10 protein-coding genes are annotated in these 19318 nt (G+C 34.4%); all 10 read right to left on the minus strand.

Annotated elements, in window-relative coordinates:
• Positions 1-16: 16 nt before the first annotated feature.
• A complete protein-coding gene (locus FLACHUCJ7_RS17390; RefSeq protein ID WP_180909798.1) occupies positions 17-1165 on the minus strand; it encodes an acyltransferase family protein in 1149 nt (382 codons plus the stop codon).
• A 245-nt stretch (positions 1166-1410) separates the two neighbouring features.
• The gene (locus tag FLACHUCJ7_RS17395; protein WP_180909799.1) at positions 1411-4551 is read right to left on the minus strand and encodes a glycoside hydrolase family 2 TIM barrel-domain containing protein; all 3141 of its coding nucleotides are present in this window, start codon (positions 4549-4551) and stop codon (positions 1411-1413) included.
• Between the two features lie 65 nt (positions 4552-4616).
• Positions 4617-5489: an inositol oxygenase family protein gene (locus FLACHUCJ7_RS17400; RefSeq protein WP_031453606.1), complete on the minus strand. Its 873-nt coding sequence runs from the start codon at positions 5487-5489 to the stop codon at positions 4617-4619.
• 229 nt (positions 5490-5718) lie between these two features.
• Positions 5719-9756, minus strand: coding sequence for a hybrid sensor histidine kinase/response regulator (locus tag FLACHUCJ7_RS17405; RefSeq protein WP_180909800.1), 4038 nt, complete (start codon positions 9754-9756; stop codon positions 5719-5721).
• Positions 9757-9811: 55 nt separating this feature from the next.
• Positions 9812-11638: a metallophosphoesterase family protein gene (locus FLACHUCJ7_RS17410; RefSeq protein WP_180909801.1), complete on the minus strand. Its 1827-nt coding sequence runs from the start codon at positions 11636-11638 to the stop codon at positions 9812-9814.
• A gap of 148 nt (positions 11639-11786) precedes the next feature.
• On the minus strand, positions 11787-13364 hold the full coding sequence (locus FLACHUCJ7_RS17415; protein WP_180909802.1) for a glycoside hydrolase family 28 protein: 1578 nt from the start codon (positions 13362-13364) through the stop codon (positions 11787-11789).
• A 72-nt stretch (positions 13365-13436) separates the two neighbouring features.
• Complete coding sequence (locus FLACHUCJ7_RS17420; protein WP_078228133.1) at positions 13437-14288, minus strand: DUF4861 family protein; 852 nt, start codon at positions 14286-14288, stop codon at positions 13437-13439.
• A gap of 232 nt (positions 14289-14520) precedes the next feature.
• Positions 14521-16317, minus strand: a complete 1797-nt coding sequence (locus FLACHUCJ7_RS17425) for a hypothetical protein (protein WP_180909803.1) — start codon at positions 16315-16317, stop codon at positions 14521-14523.
• Between the two features lie 51 nt (positions 16318-16368).
• Positions 16369-16935 (minus strand): hypothetical protein, encoded by a 567-nt coding sequence (locus FLACHUCJ7_RS17430; protein ID WP_180909804.1) that lies wholly within the window; start codon positions 16933-16935, stop codon positions 16369-16371.
• A 7-nt stretch (positions 16936-16942) separates the two neighbouring features.
• Positions 16943-19216, minus strand: coding sequence for a GH92 family glycosyl hydrolase (locus tag FLACHUCJ7_RS17435; protein ID WP_180909805.1), 2274 nt, complete (start codon positions 19214-19216; stop codon positions 16943-16945).
• Positions 19217-19318: the final 102 nt, after the last annotated feature.

The raw sequence follows: 19318 nt of genomic DNA on the forward strand, positions 1-19318 counted from the left end.
GTAGTATAAACTTCCTTTAAATTTTTAAAAACCATTTTTTCTTATATAAAAAGTAAAGCAAAAGGAGCTGTATAAACGTTACCGATATGGTTATAAATACAGGTTGCCAAACAATTGGTGCGAATTTGATAAGTCCTCCAAATACAAAATCTGCAGTATGTTTAAAATTTACCACACCTTCGGCTGCCATGTAAATCAAAATCGAATTTGAGCCAATCAATAATAAAGGAAATGCCCATTTATGAAAGCCAAGCACATCGATAATCACGTAAAAAAAAGTAAAAAACAGAATACTGAATCCGCCAACAAAACAAACAAAAGAACTGGTCCATAAATGTTTGTTGATTGGAAAATCATAATTCCAAAGAAGTCCCACGCCTATTAAAACAATAGCCGCAACGACTAGTATCCCTATTGTTTTACTTACTGAAATAATGTTTGCTTGTTTCTTTAAAAAAGTCCCCAGAAACATTCCTAACAAAGCTGTGGAAACGGCTGGTATGGTTGAAAATATGCCTTCCGGATCATATACTGTGCTGTGCAGTCTTCCAGGAAGTAAAAGACGGTCAATGTATCCTTCAAGTGATCCTTCTGCAGTTAAATCACCTGCTCCAAATCCGGGAACAGGTATTAGTTTCATGGCTAAATAATAACCAATCAAAATTCCTGCAAACCAGATAAGCTGCTTTTTTAAATCAAAATTCAAGTAAATCAGTCCGGCAAAAAACCAGGCAATTCCGATACGACCTAATACGCTTGCAAAGCGGGTTTGGTCATACCCGTCAAAACGCAATAATCCGTTGACTATGAATCCAAGAAATACCAGAATGCAAGTCCTTTTTAACATGGACCAGTATATTTTTTTCTTTTCATTTGACGGAAGTTCACTTGGTGCGATTACTCCTGCCTGTTTTATTTTTTTATCGAAAGAATACGGCATCGAAACCCCGGCAACGAATAAAAATACAGGAAAGATCATATCATAAAACGTAATACCATCCCAGTCTGTATGATGTAATTGTGAAGACATCCAGACAAAAACCGGGATTGGTGCCGCTTTGGCCAGAGCGTGAATGATATGTTCACCGCTCATAATCCAAAACATAACAAATCCCCTTAGAACGTCTAAAGAAACTAATCTGTCATTTGTAATAATTTTGCTCATAGGGGATATATTTTAAAGCATATTTTACCTGTTGATTCCTCCACAGAGTATCAACTTACTGTTTTGTTTTATTCGTATTTATTGATTTTCAACGCTATTTTCCAAAATTTTGGAAGTCACTATTTTTGATGATTTGAAATTTTACAACCGTCACGTTCAACAGAATGAACGTGATCGGGTGTAAAAACTGAAATATTTAAAAATTGAATTGGGGGCAGATTTTGGCAACCTTTTTAATTCTGATTTTACTCTATTGGTTTTATAACAAATCCGTAACTATATTCATTTTGTGTAAGCTGATATTGTTGATGCGGAGGTAATCCCCAGCTGTTGTCTCCTCCTAATCCTCGTTGGGTTAAGTCAACACAAACTACCACTTCATTTCTTGGAGTAATATCACTGGAGTGAATATTCTTTTTAGAAATTCCTCCGTCAAAATCACTCGGATAATTATTCAGTGTGCTGATTCCTAATGGCTGCAGACCTTTTATTTCCAGTCCTTTTCCTTTATTATTTAAAAGTGAAAACCAGCGAACATCTGTTTTATATCCATTTTCCTGCGGGCGTGTGTAAGGCACATATTGATCTGCCACTTTACTTTGATAAATTCCTTTGAAAGCCGCTGTGTTTCTGTCAGGATAATTTTCTAAAGGGCCTCTTCCGTAGTAATCCAAATTTTCAAAATTGTTTTTTAAGACGAAAAGCATTCCAAAACGAGGCATTTCAGGTAAAGTGTTGCTGCCTTTTTTGAATGAAGACTGAACTTCTAAAGCGCCATCATTATTTAGCGAATATTTGATTATATAATCTGAAAAAACATCGTTAAGCTTTAATTTTGCGGTCACATATTTTTTCCCGTTTTCCTCTATAACCTGAATATTTTCTAAAGTGGTATTTTTTCCGGCTGTTCTCCAGACATTACATCTAATCTGCATTTTATTACCAATATCATTATCTGTCGGTGCTCTCCAAAAATTAGGCTCCGGATATTGTTTAAAGTATTCCTCACCCTTCAAACTATAATTCGAAATCAATCCTGTTGTCTTACTGATTTTAACAATAACATCTGCTGAACTCAAAACAAATACGTCTTTTTCTTCATTAATTTTTGAAGAATTCGTCGATTCAGCTTTCGCAAAATAGGTATCGCTTTCAATCACAAATTGTTCTCTTGCCACTTCAAAATGCTCAGGTAGTAATTCAGAACCCGTTTTAGTATATGCAAAAACATTCAATAAATATTCAACTCCTTCTTTTGACTGTAATTTTGGCAAATCAATTTTGAATTGTTTTTTTGATTTTGGGTTAAGGGTAACATCAAGAGCACCTTCTTTAATACTTTTTCCGTTTTCTAAAATTTGATATTTAAAGTCGTATTTATTCAAATTAGTGAATCCAAAATCGTTTATGATTTCAATAACTCCATTTTTGACATCAATACCTTGAAATAAAATATCCTGATATACTTTTTTAACTTCAAATGCTCCGGGATGTGGTGTTCTGTCTGCAAAAACCAATCCGTTATGACAAAAATTTTCATCATTCGTGTAATTTTGGCCACCCATATCACCACCGTATGCCCAATATTCGCGCCCTATTTCATCTTTCATTTTAAATCCCTGATCCACCCAGTCCCATATAAAACCACCCTGCATATTTCTGCTTCCGCGAATGATATCCCAGTATTGCTGAAAATTCCCGCTGCTATTGCCCATAGCATGCGAATATTCACACATGATATACGGACGTGTAACTTCTTTACGTGCTGCATATTCCTTCATGTATTCAATAGTTGGATACATCGGGCAGACGATATCGGTATTTTCGTTTTCTTTCGCCTGTTCAAACTGAACCAAACGCGTATTGTCTCTCTTTTTTATCCATTTGTAGGCTTCATGAAAAACAGGTCCGTTGGCACTTTCATTACCTAATGACCAAAGAATTACCGATGGCGCATTTTTATCTCTTTCCACAAGACTATAAATTCTATCAAGATGTGATTCTTTCCATTCCGGAAGATAGCCCGGATTAGTTTTTGGATTCATCCAAATTAGAGGCTGTCCCTCTACTCCCATTCCGTGGCTTTCAATATTGGCTTCATCTACCAGAAACAAACCATACTTATTGCAAAGTTTTACCCATAAAACATTATTCGGATAATGACTGCAGCGAACCGAATTGATGTTCATCTGTTTCATCATCTTGATATCTTTCATCATGGTAGCTTGGTCCTGATAATGACCTGTTTCCGGATTATGTTCGTGAATATTAACTCCATGAACCATTAATCGTACACCGTTTACCAATAATTGGCCTCCCTTTAATTCTACTTTTCTAAAGCCGATTTGGGTAGAAGTCGTTTCGATAATATTGTCTTTTTCATTTTTTAGCGTCAGGACTAAAGTATACAAATTAGGAGCCTCACTACTCCATAATTTTGGACCGGAAACATTTTGAGAAAAATTAATAGTCTGCGTTTTATTGGCTTCAAAATTTACAGGCAATTCTTTAACAAAAACAGTTGCGCCTAAAGCATCAACCAGTTTAGCGGTTAGCTTTTGATTGTTTACAGCAGAAGAAGTAAGGTTTTTTAGACTTACTTCAACATTTAAACTTCCATTTTTGTAATTGGTATCTAAATTAGGTTTTGCAAAAAAATCAGCAATTCGAATATCATGGGTACTGTACAAATACACGTTCCTGTCTATGCCAGAAAGTCTCCACATATCCTGATCTTCCAGATATGAACCATCACTCCATCTGTATACTTCTACAGCAAGATCATTTTTACCTGGTTTGAGGTATTTCGAAATATCAAATTCGGCTGGGCTTTTGGTATTTTCCGTGTAACCTACTTTTTCTCCGTTTACCCAAATGTACATGGCTGATGTTCCTGCTTCAAAATGAAGATAAACATGCCTTCCCTTCCAGTTATCAGGTAGTACAAAACCTCTTTTATAGGAACCTACCGGATTATCCCAATGATTGATAAAAGGCGGATTTTTTTCAAAAGGATAGGTAATATTGGTATAGATTGGTACACCGTAACCATTTAATTCCCAGTTAGAAGGCACCTGAATCTCGTTCCAGTGCAGCGTGCTAAAATCTGTTTTATAAAAATCTTTTGGCCTTTGGTCTGGTGTTGGGGACCAGGAAAATTTCCATTTACCATTTAGGGAAAAATACCATGGTGAGTTTTCATATTGATCGCTTACAGCAGATGCTTCGTCTGCATAAGGGAGAAAAGACGCTCGTGCCGGTTCTCTGTTAATCTGAAATACTTGCGGATTCTCCCAGTCATTTCTGTCTTTTTCCTGTCCTACAGCACCTGAAACAAAAATTACTAACAGACCAAATAAAAATATTTTCGTTTTGATTTTTTGCATTTATTCTATTTTAAATCTTCCCAAAGAGGAAGAATTACAAAATTTTAAGAAATAGTAAATTCCGTTTAGAAATTTAATTTTTCCGGCAAATATTTAGCTACTAATTCTTTATAGTATGGCAATAATGCTTTAACATCTGGTTTAACAGGCGCTTTTGTATATAAATCGTACGGGTTGAATTTCCTTACCCAGTCGAACATTTCTATATCTTTCTCATTCATCAAATGTGCATAGGCATTCTCTTTATGCTGCGAATAAAATGAATGGTAGCGAATCATATATAAAGCCGGATCCGGTAAATAATCTTTCATGATCTGGTACAAATATTCATCGTGTCCCCAGCTCATTTTTACATTATCAAGACCGCAATTTTCTGTGTAAACTCCAAATTTGGTATTGAATCTTTCATCAGTATAATCCGGATTTTCTTTGAAAAATTCAGGATAAACAATCTTATCTGAATACGCACAGCCAACCGGAAAAGTATCTCCCACAACTGCCCACTGCGGTTCTCCAAACAAACATAAAATCTTGCCCAGATCATGTATAAAACCTGTAAGTACAAACCAGTCCGGATGACCGTCTGCCCTGATCGCTTCTGAAGTCTGTAAAAGGTGCTGTGTCTGGTCTAAGTCAATATCCGGGTCGCTGTCATCAACAAGGGTGTTCAAAAAATCTACTGCTTCCCAAATTGACATTTGTTTTTTATTGAACTGTAAAAATTCCTGTTCTTTGCTACACACAAAATCATATGTCTGATAGGTGTGGTTTATTCTGTAAAACTCTCTAACGGTTTCGACTCTTTCTGAATCTACATAATTTCTAAATTCTTCTTTTTCTTTAACGGGCTCAGACGGATCCGGATATCGGATTAACAAATCATCTTCCCACTCATCTAAATTATGCAATGGATTATCAGTGTCTATATGCTTTTTCATAAAGATTTAAATTAAAAGTTATAAGACAAAAATAGAATTACATATACAGATCAAAATGGATTAATACATCAAAAACATGGATAGAATTTAATTTTGTATGAATTTTACATTAATAAATTTTGAAAAATAAATTCTAATACTGAAAATCCCAAATTCCAATAGCTCACTGAGATTGGAATTTGGGATTTACTTTTTTTAATTGAAAAATTTAAAAAATTGGTATTTATTTTTAGTTTATAAGCTTACTTGGAGGAAAACCAAACTGCTTTTTGAAACATCTGCTAAAATATAACGGATCATTAAATCCAACCATATTGGTTACTTCAGAAACATTATACTTTTTTGTTTTCAGCAATTCAGCCGATTTTTTCAAACGGATGGTTCTAATAAATTCATTAGGAGCCAAATCGGTTAATTCTTTAATTTTTCTGTATAGTTTAGAAGAACTTACTCCTAATTTATCGCATAAAAATTCTGTTGACAAGTCCAGTTCACTTAGATTACTATTAATTAAACTGGTGATCTTTTCCATAAATTCCTCATCAATTGGCGAATGCGTCAGCAGGCTGACTTTGCTTTCTACTTCACCGGAAAATTTCACCTTAAGTTCTAATCTTGACTTAATAATATTTTCAATAACCGTTTTTAATAATAGTGGTTCAAATGGCTTCACCAAATAACCATCGGCCCCCATATCATATCCTTTTACCTTATCTACATTTTCTGCAAGTGCCGTTAACAACACTACTGGTATATGGCTGATAAATTCATCACTTTTCAGTTCTCTGCAAAATTCTAAACCGTCCATAACAGGCATCATTACATCAGCCACACACAAAATTGGTTTAATTTGTCGACAGATTTTAAGCCCTTCTTCCCCATTTTCGGCATCATAAACTTTATAATAATCAGATAAATAATCGACGAGATATTTTCTAAGTTCAATATTATCATCAATTACCAATATCTTTTGCTTCAATTCTGTATTCTGAATTGTTTTCTTAACCGATTTCTCAGGAATCAGCATACTTAAGTTGTCATTTTTTAATGCATATTCAAATACTTCCTTGCTTTCATAAGAAAGACGGTCTATAGGAATTTCAACCCTGAATGTACTTCCTTTTCCGAGTGCACTTTCAACTGTTATAGTTCCTTTATGAATGGCTACTAATGATTTAACCAACGACAAACCAATACCCGATCCGGTATTATGAGCTTTACTATTGGTAGCCTGATAAAATCGTTTAAAGATTTTTTCCTGACTTTTTAAAGGAATACCAATTCCGTCATCAATAACTTCAAGAATTAAAATTTCCTCGGTACTGCTTTTTAGTCTGATAAATAAATCTACATTGCCATATTTATTGGTAAACTTCAATGCATTAGATAAGAGATTGTATAGAATTTTATCATACTTATCATTATCTACCCAACCTGTAATATCTTCGTTTTCAGCAATGAAATTTAATTTAATTTTCTTATTGTATGCCATTTCTTTAAAGGAATCAAAGATATTTTTAGAATAGGTCAGAATATCTGTTTTTGAAACTTTAAGTTTTAATTCACCTGACTGCGCTTTTCTAAAATCAAGTACCTGATTCACGAGATTCAACAATCTGCTGGCATTTTGATAAATAAGATTGTACCTGCTTTTTTCATAATCTGTCGCATTACTGCTTTCATCCAATAATTGCTTGGCAGGACCTAAAATAAGCGTTAACGGCGTTCTTAACTCATGCGAAATGTTAGTAAAAAATCGAAGCTTTTCATTATTCAGTTTTACATCATGCTCTCTGTTTACTTTTTCGGTAAGTAATTCCTGTTTTAACCGGATACGATTTTTAATTTCTCTTCTGATAAAATAAAAAATAGAAACCAGTAACAAAAAGAGCAATAAAAAGGATATAGGCGTTAACCAAAAAGGCGGAAGAATTTTTATTTGATACGAAACAACTTTACTCCAGTGACCATCACTATTACTGGATTTTATTTTAAATACATATTTGCCTGGAAAAAGGTTAGTATACTGAACTGTTCTTGAATTGCTGTTTGCGGTAATCCAATGTTTGTCAAAGCCTTCAAGCATATACTGAAACTTATTCAGTTTTTCGTTTGCAAATGACGGAGTCGAAAATTGTAATGAAAAATTACGGTTTTTATAATTGAGTTCAACCTTTTTACCATAATTCAATTCTTTTGAAAGCGGAATATCTCCGTTAATTTCCATTTCCGGAAAGATTTCTTCATTCTGAATTTTAAATTCGGTAATAACAGGTTCTGGCGACCAGTTGTTTCTCTTCATTGTTTGTGGAGAAAAAGAAATAACACCGTTTTTACCTCCCAGAAAAATTGTAGAATTATTAAAATTAAAAAAACCGCTTGAGCTAAAAACATCCAGCCTGTTTCCACTGTTTACATGGTAAATATTAATCTCTTTTAAATCAGATTTTACCCAGGCAATGCTATTATTATTGATATTTAGCCATAAATTTCCGTTTGCATCTGATAACATATCTGTAATCCATGTACCGGAGATTTCCTTAAAGTTTTTTATTGTTGTAAAAGTGTTTTTTTTAGAATTGTACAAACATAATCCAAAACGTGTTGATGCCCATATTTTACCTTTTTTGTCAATCATAATATCACTCACATTGTCCTCATTGGGTAATCCGTTTTCTTTTTTAGAAAGGGATTTGTAAGTTTCTATTTTACCTGACAATGGATTGTATTTTACAACGCCTGTTTCTGTTGCAAACCAAACATTATTTTGAGCATCTTTTTCTATGGCATTTATTTGAAAACCCGGCAATAATTTGCCTTTTGAAGCCTGTACTTCTAAAGTTTGTGTATTTAATATAACAGCTCCTTCTCCAAACGAACCTACCATTAAGGATTGATTTCCTATTTTATTGAAAGCAAAAATTGGCGATGTATCAAAACCAAGATTGATTTCTTTTGATGAATTGGTGCTGTAGTTGTACACCATCATTCTGCCATCCCAAAGACCGCAATAAAAAATTTTGCCGTCTTCAGAATAAATACTGGATATATCGATTGATTTATTGTACAAAGGCGTAAACCCTTTTCCGTTTGAAATAAAAAGTCCGTTATGACTGGTAACCACAATTACTTTTCCGTCGTATGTTTTAGAAAACCCTCTTATACGAGGTGCCTGATTGCCAATGTAGCGGGAAATATCTTTATTAAGTGTGAATTGGTTTTCGTATGGATCAAACTTGTCGAGACCGTCTTCTGTCCCAATCCATAAAACTCCTGCACGATCAAAATATAAAGCAGAAATTAAATTATCAACGATAGATGTATCATCTGACAAGACTGAATAATACCACTTGTAAATACCCTTTTGGATATCTTCTAATTGGTTGCAAACCAACAAACCTCCTAAAGTTCCTACCCAGTATTTCCCATCCGGAGCCTTAGCAACTGATAAAAAATAAGGGCCTAAATTACCTCTGATTTCTTTGTTTTCAATATATAAATTTACAAATTCATTCTTTTTTTTATCTAATTTGTAAAGTCCTTTTCGGGTTCCCACAAAAATATCGGCTTTAGCATCTTCATAAATAAAATTGATGTAAGGGTTTTTTTCAGTCGAATAAGGTACAGAAAGCGTATAATTATTCATTTTTACGATTGTTCCTTTGCTGTCGAAAGTTATTTTGGCAACAGATCCTTTATCATAACTTCCTACCCAGATATTTCCTTTTTTATCTTCGAAAATTTCTTTTACATAATCAAAACCTTTTATTGGAATCTTTTCGAACCTGTTTTCATTCAAAAAAAACATATAAAGCCCCTGATTTTTAGTGCCTACCCAAACTCTCTTGAATTTATCTACATATACCGATCGTATTTCGCCTTCGGGCAAACTGTTTGGGTCATTTTTTTTAGGCAAAAAAGTCACAAAAACATGCGTGTCCATTTTAAAAAGCGTCAACCCTTTTCGCGTTCCTATCCATAAATGGTTTGATGCTTCATCTAATTCTAATGCTGTAATATCATCATTGTACAATTTATTATTACCCGGTGATGAACTCATGTAGGTTTTGAATTGATAACCGTCAAAACGATTCAATCCAAAAAAAGTTCCAAACCACAAAAAACCTTTTTTATCCTGCACAATATGCCTAACCGAATTATGTGACAATCCGTTGTTGTCATTATAATGCGTAAATTTTATATTCTGCGAATGCGAATAGTAAAAAATAAGTAAGGTAACTAATCGTAAAAAAGTATTTTTTTTCATAAAAATGAATTATAAAATGCAGATGTGGTTTTGGTTAAAATAAAGTTAACAAATTTTAAGGATTTATGCGCTCAATCTGATTTGTTTTTAAGTTAATCTTAAAATGATTTGAAGGTTTACCATTCATTGTTTTCAGAAATATTTTTGCCCATAAAACCAATTTTTCATTACCGGATTTTTCTAATTGTCCGCAAACCATTTTGTACTGTTTTAATCTGCCGGAGCCAATTTCCGGAATGGCTAATTCATCAGCATTTTTCAATCGGTAGAAATCGAAAATCATATCAAAACCTGTCCAGGATTCGAAATCTTTTACAACCAGTGAATTTGTTTTAATTTGTGTGTCAACTTCTGCATTATTTTTATTTATATACAATAAATCTGCTCCTGAAAGTTTTAAAAGTGATGTAGAAAATTCAACAGGAAAATCTTCAGGCAAAAAACGAAGCCTCACCAATTCTTTTAAATGCCATTTTGTAAAGTCTTCATAATCTTTTGTATTAAGAATTTCTTTGTTCCAAATAGTGTTGCTTTTTATATTTTGTAAATGAGCATATTCCTCATTATAAAAAGGGAACAAACTATTAAACTTTGCAACTTTGCCAATCACCACAGTCTGTACTTCAAGAATAGCATCCTTATGAATAGTAAGTATTTTATAAGCTGGCATATAAGCCGCCAGTGAAGGTGTCTGGATATTAAATAATGTATTCTTGTTTGAAGTAGTTCGCACTCCGGTATCGTTGATGTGCATGTGTCCGCCAAAATGAACCTGAATTCCGGCATCGGCAAATATTTGGGCTACTTCTTCATTTGGAACTCTTGATAATTGCAATTTGTTCGAACCAAAAAGTAATTTTAATTCTGGCGATGCATCATCGTTAAAATCAATCATCGGATAATGGCTAAAGGCAATTAAGGTTTTTCCTTTTTGTTTTGCTTCCCCAGCAACCTTTTTAACCCAGTTGATCAAATGTTGTTTATAAATAAGCACATTATTATAACCAACACTGGCTCCTGAAAAATCATGCGGATCATTCGGCAGACCGGATAATTTTTCATTCGGGACATAAGCGTTGGCGTCTATAGCCAATAGCCAGACTCCTTTTATGGGCTCAACGAGATAACTAGCATCCGGAAGAAATAAATTGGTATTTTTGACAGGATAAGTTCTTTTTGCTAAATCAGATTCTGCAAGCGCTTTTTCGAAGTTATAACTTTCATAATTATAATCTGAAAATGGAGTTTCCCAATACAAATAGTTTTTTTGTGGAAAGAATCCAAAGGCCTGCATTTCATTCAGGGTTTCCTTGTATCCCCAGTTTTTAATATCTGCCGTAATGATGGGTTCTAACTGATTTTCATGTTTAGTCAGGTTGTTTTTAGAACTGCTGATAATTTGTTCTTTTCCTTCTTTCCCCAAAAAATCGGTTTTAACGGCTTCCTGAGCAAAAGGTTTTACTGTATCGTGATTTCCGGTGGTTACAAAAAATGACATACCGTATTTTTTCGAATACTCATCTAATATTTTCCTCAATCCACGTACATGAACCGGCTGCCCATCATCACTAAAATCACCCGGAAGAACAACTTGTTTGATTCCTCTTTTTGCAATATTATTTAAGGCTTCCAGAAAAGCAAAATAGTTTTCGTTGAATATTCGGGTGGAATGCAATTGGGCATTCATTGTCCTGATATTGGCATATTCCCCGGTCACCGGATTTTGGATTCCCTGATAATTATTGTCTTCAAATTTTGCAAAAATATCCTGTAAATGTGCATCGGCTATAAAAGCGATCTGCACATTTTTTGTTTTTGTCTGCTGTGATTTACAGGCAGAAAGTGAAAGGAGAAACAGTACAAAAACGAATATTCTTAACATATAACTTTTTTTATTTAACACATAGAAACATAGATTTAGTAAACTTAAAAAAGGCGTTTCACTGATTTTAAAACACATAGTTGCCAATATTAAAAATGTCATGATGACACCTTTAAATCGTATATATATTATTTTTTCAAAACGTTTCTTACTTACCCTCTATTTCAAGTTTTTGTCCCAATAACTGATTTTCCAGCGTTGCTGAAACTACATTTTTAAAAACGATTTGTTTGTGCTTTTGTTCAGGAAGATTTATTTCCTGCATTTTTACATTTTGAACATCATCAAACACAAACGCCGGTCTGAAATCAGAATCATCTAATATAAGTTTGATATTTTTCATACTTATTCCGTTCGCGTGCCTTACATACAATCCATAAGCAGGCAGTTCACCAAACATAGAAAATTCAGGGTAATCCTGAACAGCTTCAGGAATCTGATTCAAACGGTTTAGCGGAATATACGCCATTCCTTTTGAGGATCTTCCGGGATACTTGATTTCGATGTTTTCCAAAACTACATTTTCAATATTATGCCCTTTCAAACCCACAATCGATGATGGAAAAGGGTTATGAAAGAAATCAACTTCAGGGCCTCTCAGGTCATAATTAATGTCCGGACGATCAAAAGGTATTTGTACTTTTATGTTTTTTATGCTAACATTCTTTATAGTTCCGGGTTTATCTCCGGTTCGATTTCCTAAACGTATAAAAATAGCATTGCCTGTATTAATGGCATTTATGTTTGAAACCTCAATGTTTTCTATAAAAGCACCGTCAACAGATTCTATTGCAATGGCAGAACGAAACGTATCATAAACCTTAATGTCTCTAATGGTAACGTTTTTGAATCCGCCAAAAGAAGCGGTACCAAATTTTATAGCACTGGCGCTGGATCTGATGGTACAATTGGCAATATAAACCGAATCATTATAAAACCCCGGGTAGTAAGATTTTAAACATATTCCGTCATCGGCAGCGTTTATATCGCAGTTGGTTACCATTACGTTTTTACAATCTGTAATATCTATTCCGTCATTGTTCCAATAGGAACGGTTTATTATTTTGAGATTATCCAAAACGAGGTTTTTACATAATTCAAAAGATAATCCCCAACAAGAGGCTTCTCCTGCATTCAATCCTTCAATTGTAATATTTTCACATTGGGAAAAACGAAATAGTTTTGGCCGCATGGTTTCGTTTGGCCTGTTTCTGCGAAGGCTGTATTTAGGATCTACTGCGATACCGGCATGATGAAGGCTGTCAATATTCAAAGCCAGTTGTAAACCCTGACCATCAATTGTTCCTTTACCTTTTAGTGAAATGTTTTTGGCTTTATGAGCAATAATCAAAGCCATTTGGGAATTGTCATCTTTTTTGGGAGAATCAGGTCTTCCTTCAAAAGTCATATTAGGATAGTCTTTCGGATTTGTACTTCCAAGCAATACCGATCCTTCTTCAAAATACAAGGTTACATTGCTTTTTAGAATAATACTTCCGGATAAAAAGTTTCCTTTTGGAAAAACTACACGGCCTCCTTTATTTTTAAAAGCGGCATCAATTGCTTTTTGGATTGCAATGGTACTAATCGTTTTTCCGTCTGCTTTGGAGCCATAGCTCGTAATTGAAAAATCCTTTTGAGCTTTTTGTGCGTTCGACTCAAAACCAAAAGCGAAAAGATGGATTATTAAGGAAATAAAAAACAGTTTTAGTTTAATTTTTGACATTTTTATTCTTTTAGAAAATACCGTCAAACAAAAAAATTAAACTAAAACTGCTTGTAAAAAAATAAAGAAATCTTACTTTTTAATGTAAGCTTCTAATTTATCTAAAGTGTTAAGTTCTGTCTCTCTTGCGCAAGAGGATATAATTTTTGTTTCTAAGTATTTTGCTGGTTTAGAAATTAACAAATATTGTGTTCCATCGTCATTCGTTTTTACATAATCTTTAGGATTGTACATGATAGCAGCACCAACTTCAACGATTTCTGCTGCTACATCTTCTGGATGTTTTCCCCATACGGCGATGTAATTAGTTCCTTTTTTAGTTTGAAAATCTTTAAAATAATTTACTCCGGTAACAAATTGTACTTTTTCTCCATTTAAGCTAAAAGCTTCCACTTTTGCCTCTCTTTTTCCTGAAAATACAGTAACACGAACTAAAATATCTACTTTTTTTCCTTTGTATGGCACTCCTCTTGAAATCATTTCCATCCATGAAGTCGTATCTGTTTTTCCAACACGAGCCAAACGGTTTGTAACAGGATTCAATGGCACCACTTTTTCACCGTCCCAAAGCTTTACACCGCCTAAACCACTGGTTGCTGCTACTTTATAATAATCAGCTCCCCATCCTTCTTTTTGCTGTTCAGGAGTTGGATACCAATTAGCTTTTTTCAGTTCTAAACCTGCTTTTGCTTTATTGTACACATCAATAGCCACTTTATCGCTAAAATAGATTCTCAATGCCATCCATTCGTTTTCAATTGCCGGTCCGTGATGCCCGATTGTTTTGTACAAATCTCCTGATTCTGAACCTATATCTGTTAAATACGTTATTTTATCAGACTTCATATACAAACTGGTGTCTGTATTATTTTGTGCAAAACCAATACAGCAAAACAGCAAAGCAGCTAAAAATGATAATTTCATAATTTCAATTATTTATAAGATTAATTTAATTTCCGTAAAAATAAAACAACCTTTTAATAATACAGCAACATTTTTTATAATATTAACTCGTTTAGTGGAATTAAAAATGAATGTCAGACTGAGTCCATTGGCTTTGCTTAGGATAAAATCAGTCGAAGCCACTAAATTTCATAAGCCTTCGACACAGCTCAGGATGACATATGCTTTCAATTAAATCAAACAAGTTAAATATTTAAGAAATTATCATTTTATGATGAAATGGCGTAAATCCTGTAATGTAAACATGTTCACCGTTTGTTCGTAAACTTCCCTGATGATACGTATACTCCTCACTATCCAGATTTTCTATGTTTAAATGTTCACATTTTCCGGGACCAAATTGTATGCTGTCTGATCCTACAGAGAGTGCTCCCTGTCCGGATTTCAGGAAATAATTCTTTTTTTCATCCAATGTTGCTCCGATTATATTGCTTCCTTCTTTAAAACACATTTCTATCGTTACTTCTACATTTGGAGGACCGTCTACTTTAAAATCAAGACTTAATGTCCCGTTATCTTCTGCGATTTCAATGACAGTTGTCTGCGTTTTTACGTTGCTTTTTATACGGGAATCAAAATCCATTTTATTCCAAAAACGTCCGTCAGGTGACTCTGATAATTTGTAATCGCCATCTGCTTTTCGAAATTCTTCAGCAAGAGGCTGATAATAATCGGCTTCTTTGGTTTCCTTCAAAATGTATTTATTTCCTTCTCTTACAATTCCATCACTGCTGAAATAGCCCATTCTGAAAAATGAGGTAGAAAGACGCATGTATTTAAGTATAGCCTCCCCTTTTCGATACATTAAAAAATTCGGATTTGAAGATCTCCCTGAAACAATCATTACCGGTTTGTCATTTCCGCCAAATAAGGTTACAGATGTTTTGCCACGTCTGATTCTAGCCAGATTTGAAATGGCAAAAAACTTTTCGAAATCATTTACAACCGTGGTGTCAACAGTAATTTTTTTTCTGAGTTCTTCATTTTCCATAAAAAAAGCAAGCGAACCTGATAAAATATCTGTGGCAAAAGCCGGAAGATTTTCAATCAGATTTGCCATGTGCGCAAACATTGGATTTTTTGTCCGGATTGCCATATAACGATACTGGAGATAAAAGTTCGTCACCTTTAAATCCATAAACTGATCTTGTCTTTTTGAATCAACCGTAACCAAATCACCGTTTGATTCTGTATAATAAAAATAAGTAATCAGGTTTTTATTTACTATCTCTAATAACTCCGGCCTGTTTAACAATCTGGACATGGTAATTAAAGCCTTGTCTATCACGGCAGAGTAAATTCCGCTTCGTTCAGCATAATGTCCGTCTTGATTCATATAAATTCCTTCGGCCAGCCATTCATCAATTCTTTGCACATATCTGATATCAGGAAACAACGAATTAATATTGGCCAAAGCAGCACAAATCACCCATCTGTGATTAGGGGTATGAACGCCTCCGGTAACCATAGCCTCGCCTGCATTCAGAATAAATTTTTTCAATTTATCCTTTAATTGAACTAGATCAGCTTGTTTATTATTTTTTAATATTGCTGCTGCCGGACAAATATATTCCAGAATAAAGGCAGTATCCGGTGGAGATTGCCTGTTTCCTCCTGCGTCTAAGGTACCGTCCCTGTATTGTTCTTTTAACAAAAAGTCTATTGCCTCATTCAGTTTTTCAGCGAGTATTTTTGATTTATAATATTCTGAATCTGAATTAGACATTGAAGCAGTCATAATGGTTATTGAACTTGCAACACCACGAAAACTACTGAGTTTGATAGCAGAATCAAAAGGTGGTTTATTCAATATAGATTTAACTTTTGCGTCATTGTTCAAAATGAGCTTTTTCATTAACTCTGTATCTTCTTTAACTTTGCTGTTATCAGATAGCATATCATTTGCAAAAACGATATCACTAACCAGAGCTCCTGCTAATGTGAGGCTTGATAATCTAATAAATTCTCCACGACTCATTTGATTTTTCATGCTGTTGTTTTTTTATCATTCAACTTAGTTACTTCTGAAATTATAATCAAACTACTTGTCTACGACTTTTACTAATACCCAATTGATACCCAATGGATTTTTGGTTATTTTACAGATTAAAGGAAACTCCGGATTTTTTACGATCCACATTTCGGTTTCATCAATTTGTGCAATTACATGTAAGGTATCAACCGTTTTTCCTTCAATCAACACATTGCTGTTTTCTGAATTCTGATCTAAAACATAAGTGGTATTGTTGTAAATGAATTTATTATTTTTTAATAATTCCTGATAAGCCGACTGCGAAATCATAAAGAAAGTCTCTGTTGGTTTTAAGTTCAAAACGGGTTCAGATTCTCCCTGGTTATAGCTTAATTCAGTACCGTTTTTTAATGCTTCAGGCAAGGTAATAATACTGCTTTTTACACCTCTTGTGTCCAGATCTAAAACCAGTTTATTATTATCTGTTTTAGACGTCAGTTTTAGAGTTCTGGTTTGACCGTGCAGCTTACAGATATAATGTAATTCTGTATTGTTTTTAATTGTTGGAATATAATTTTGTGCGGTTACCATTTGAAATATTCCACACAAAAGAACAGTAAAGATTGCATTTTTCATTGGTAGTTTATTTTGTTGGTGGTAAAATTGTAGTTCCCCAGGCAGAAGGCTTCGAATCCATTTCAAGGACCAATTCTCCTCCCTTAACAATATCATCGTGCAAAATCCAGGCTTTATTATAGGTTTTTCCGTTCAATAAAGCAGTTTTGATATATTTATTTTTTTCGCTCAGCTTTTTGGTTGTAATCTTAAAAGTTTTTCCTTCCTCCAACTGCAAAGTGATTCCTTTAATTAATGGTGTATTTAATAAATAATACGGCTGACCGGCATTTGGATACAATCCCATCATATGAAAAGCAAGCCAGGAAGACATCGCTCCAGAATCGTCATTACCGGGCAAACCTTCATGTGATGTATTAAAATTATCTTTTATAATCGTTCTGATGCGGTCACTGCTTAAATACGGTTTCCCGATCCAGTGGTACATTGTAGGTGCCAAAAAGGAAGGTTCATTCGATACATCATACAATTTGGTATCAAAAAAAGTATCCAGTCTGTTTTTGAAAGCTACTTCACCGCCTGATTTAGCAACAATTGTCGGAATATCATGCGGCACACTTAACGAATATTCCCATGATGTTCCTTCATAAAAAAACACGCACCAATGGCAAACATACCAAGGAGATTCTGTAATGGTTGGCGTATATTTATAGGTTGGTTTCTGAATTTTTGATTCTCCAAAAACAACGTCATCCAGCCAGTTTCCGGAAGCGTCTTTTGGCATAATGAAACCTTTGGCTCCATTATTTTCATAATCCGGACGCCATAAATTTTGCCAGTTATCAGCTTGCTTGATATACTGATTATAAATTTCGGTATGATTTAAACCTTTGGCAACAGTGGCAATATTATAATCATTGTAGGCATAATCCATCGTACGGTTTCCGGCACGATCTGTACCAAACGGTACATAACCCAAACGTAAATAATCTAATAAACCGCCCCTTCCTTCTCGTTCTTCATTTCCACCGGGCGGTATTGTTGCATCCTTAAGCATCGCTTTTAATGCTAATTCATAATCTATTCCTTTTAAACTTTTTACGAAAGCATCAGCAAGTACAGTTTCAGCATTCGAACCGCCTTGGGTACGGCCATTATCATTACCGCTTCTTCCTTCGGGTAAATAGCCTTCGCGTTTGTAAATATTAAGCATCCCATTAACAATTTCTACCTGACGTTTCGGGGCAATTAACGTAATTAAAGGACTCGAACTTCTGAAAGTGTCCCAAATACAGTAAAAATCATCATAATAAGGTTCATCATTTGTCCATAACGGATTTTCTCCTGTTCTGTTAACAGGCATTATCATGGTGTGATACAAACCTGTGTAAAACATTTTTTTATATTTCTCAGAAGTATCGTCAGAAAGATTAACACGACTGAGTAATTGCTCCCATTTACCTTCCAGATCAGCTAAAACGGTATTAAAATTCCAATGCGGAATTTCGACTTCGATATTATTTTTTGCTTTTAATTCACTTAAAAACGAGATTCCAATTTTAATATTGACTTCCTGTTTTCCTGCTGCACCAAAAGAAACCAAAGCCGCAGTCTTTTTACCTGAATCAAACTGAGCAGATTGGCTGCTGTAAAATTTTCCGTCTTTCCATGTAACATATTTTGCAATGGGCTGGTCAAATGTTGCCCAAAAGTAAACGGTATAAGCACGTCCGTTATTCCAGCCACCTCTGATTCTGCTGTATCCGCGGACTTCAGTATCTGAAACAATTTCTATCTGGGAACCTACAAATTGCTGTGACTCTCTTGCATTGGGTTCCGGATTTTCTCCTAAAAAAAATCCCGGATCAATTTTTAATTCTTTTGATGCATTTTTTGGATAGGTTATGCGATAGAAAGAAACTTTTTCGGCTGTTGTTATTTCTGTTTTTATTTGATTTTCTTTGAAAACGGTTTCATAATACCCCAACTTTACGTTTTCTTCTGCTCTGTGTGAAGTTTGGTCTAATTTGTCTAAAGATCCGGAAAAAGGCATAATTTGTATGTTTCCGTATTTAGGGCCTCCACCGGTTCCGCTCACATGAACCTGACTAAAACCTGTAACCTCTTTAGGCAATGGCAGCCAGCCACTATTAGGGCTTACCGTACAATCCGGACTTGGTTTAACCATTCCGTAAGGACATGAGGGACCAATAAAAACCCGCCCATCTCCTTCAGAGCCGATCATTGGATCTACATAAGTGTGAACTTTTTGTTGGGCATTTATGGTAATTGTAAAGAATAATGATATCCCTAAAAGTATAATTTTGCGATATATTTTCATTGTTTATTTTATTTCTTTAACACTGTTTTTTGCATTTTTTGGAGGTTTACTTTCCTGTAAACCGGACTCAAAATCATTTGATGACAAAATGAGAATGGTAGT

It is taken from the genome of Flavobacterium salmonis (assembly GCF_903819435.1).
Taxonomy (GTDB): domain Bacteria; phylum Bacteroidota; class Bacteroidia; order Flavobacteriales; family Flavobacteriaceae; genus Flavobacterium; species Flavobacterium chungangense.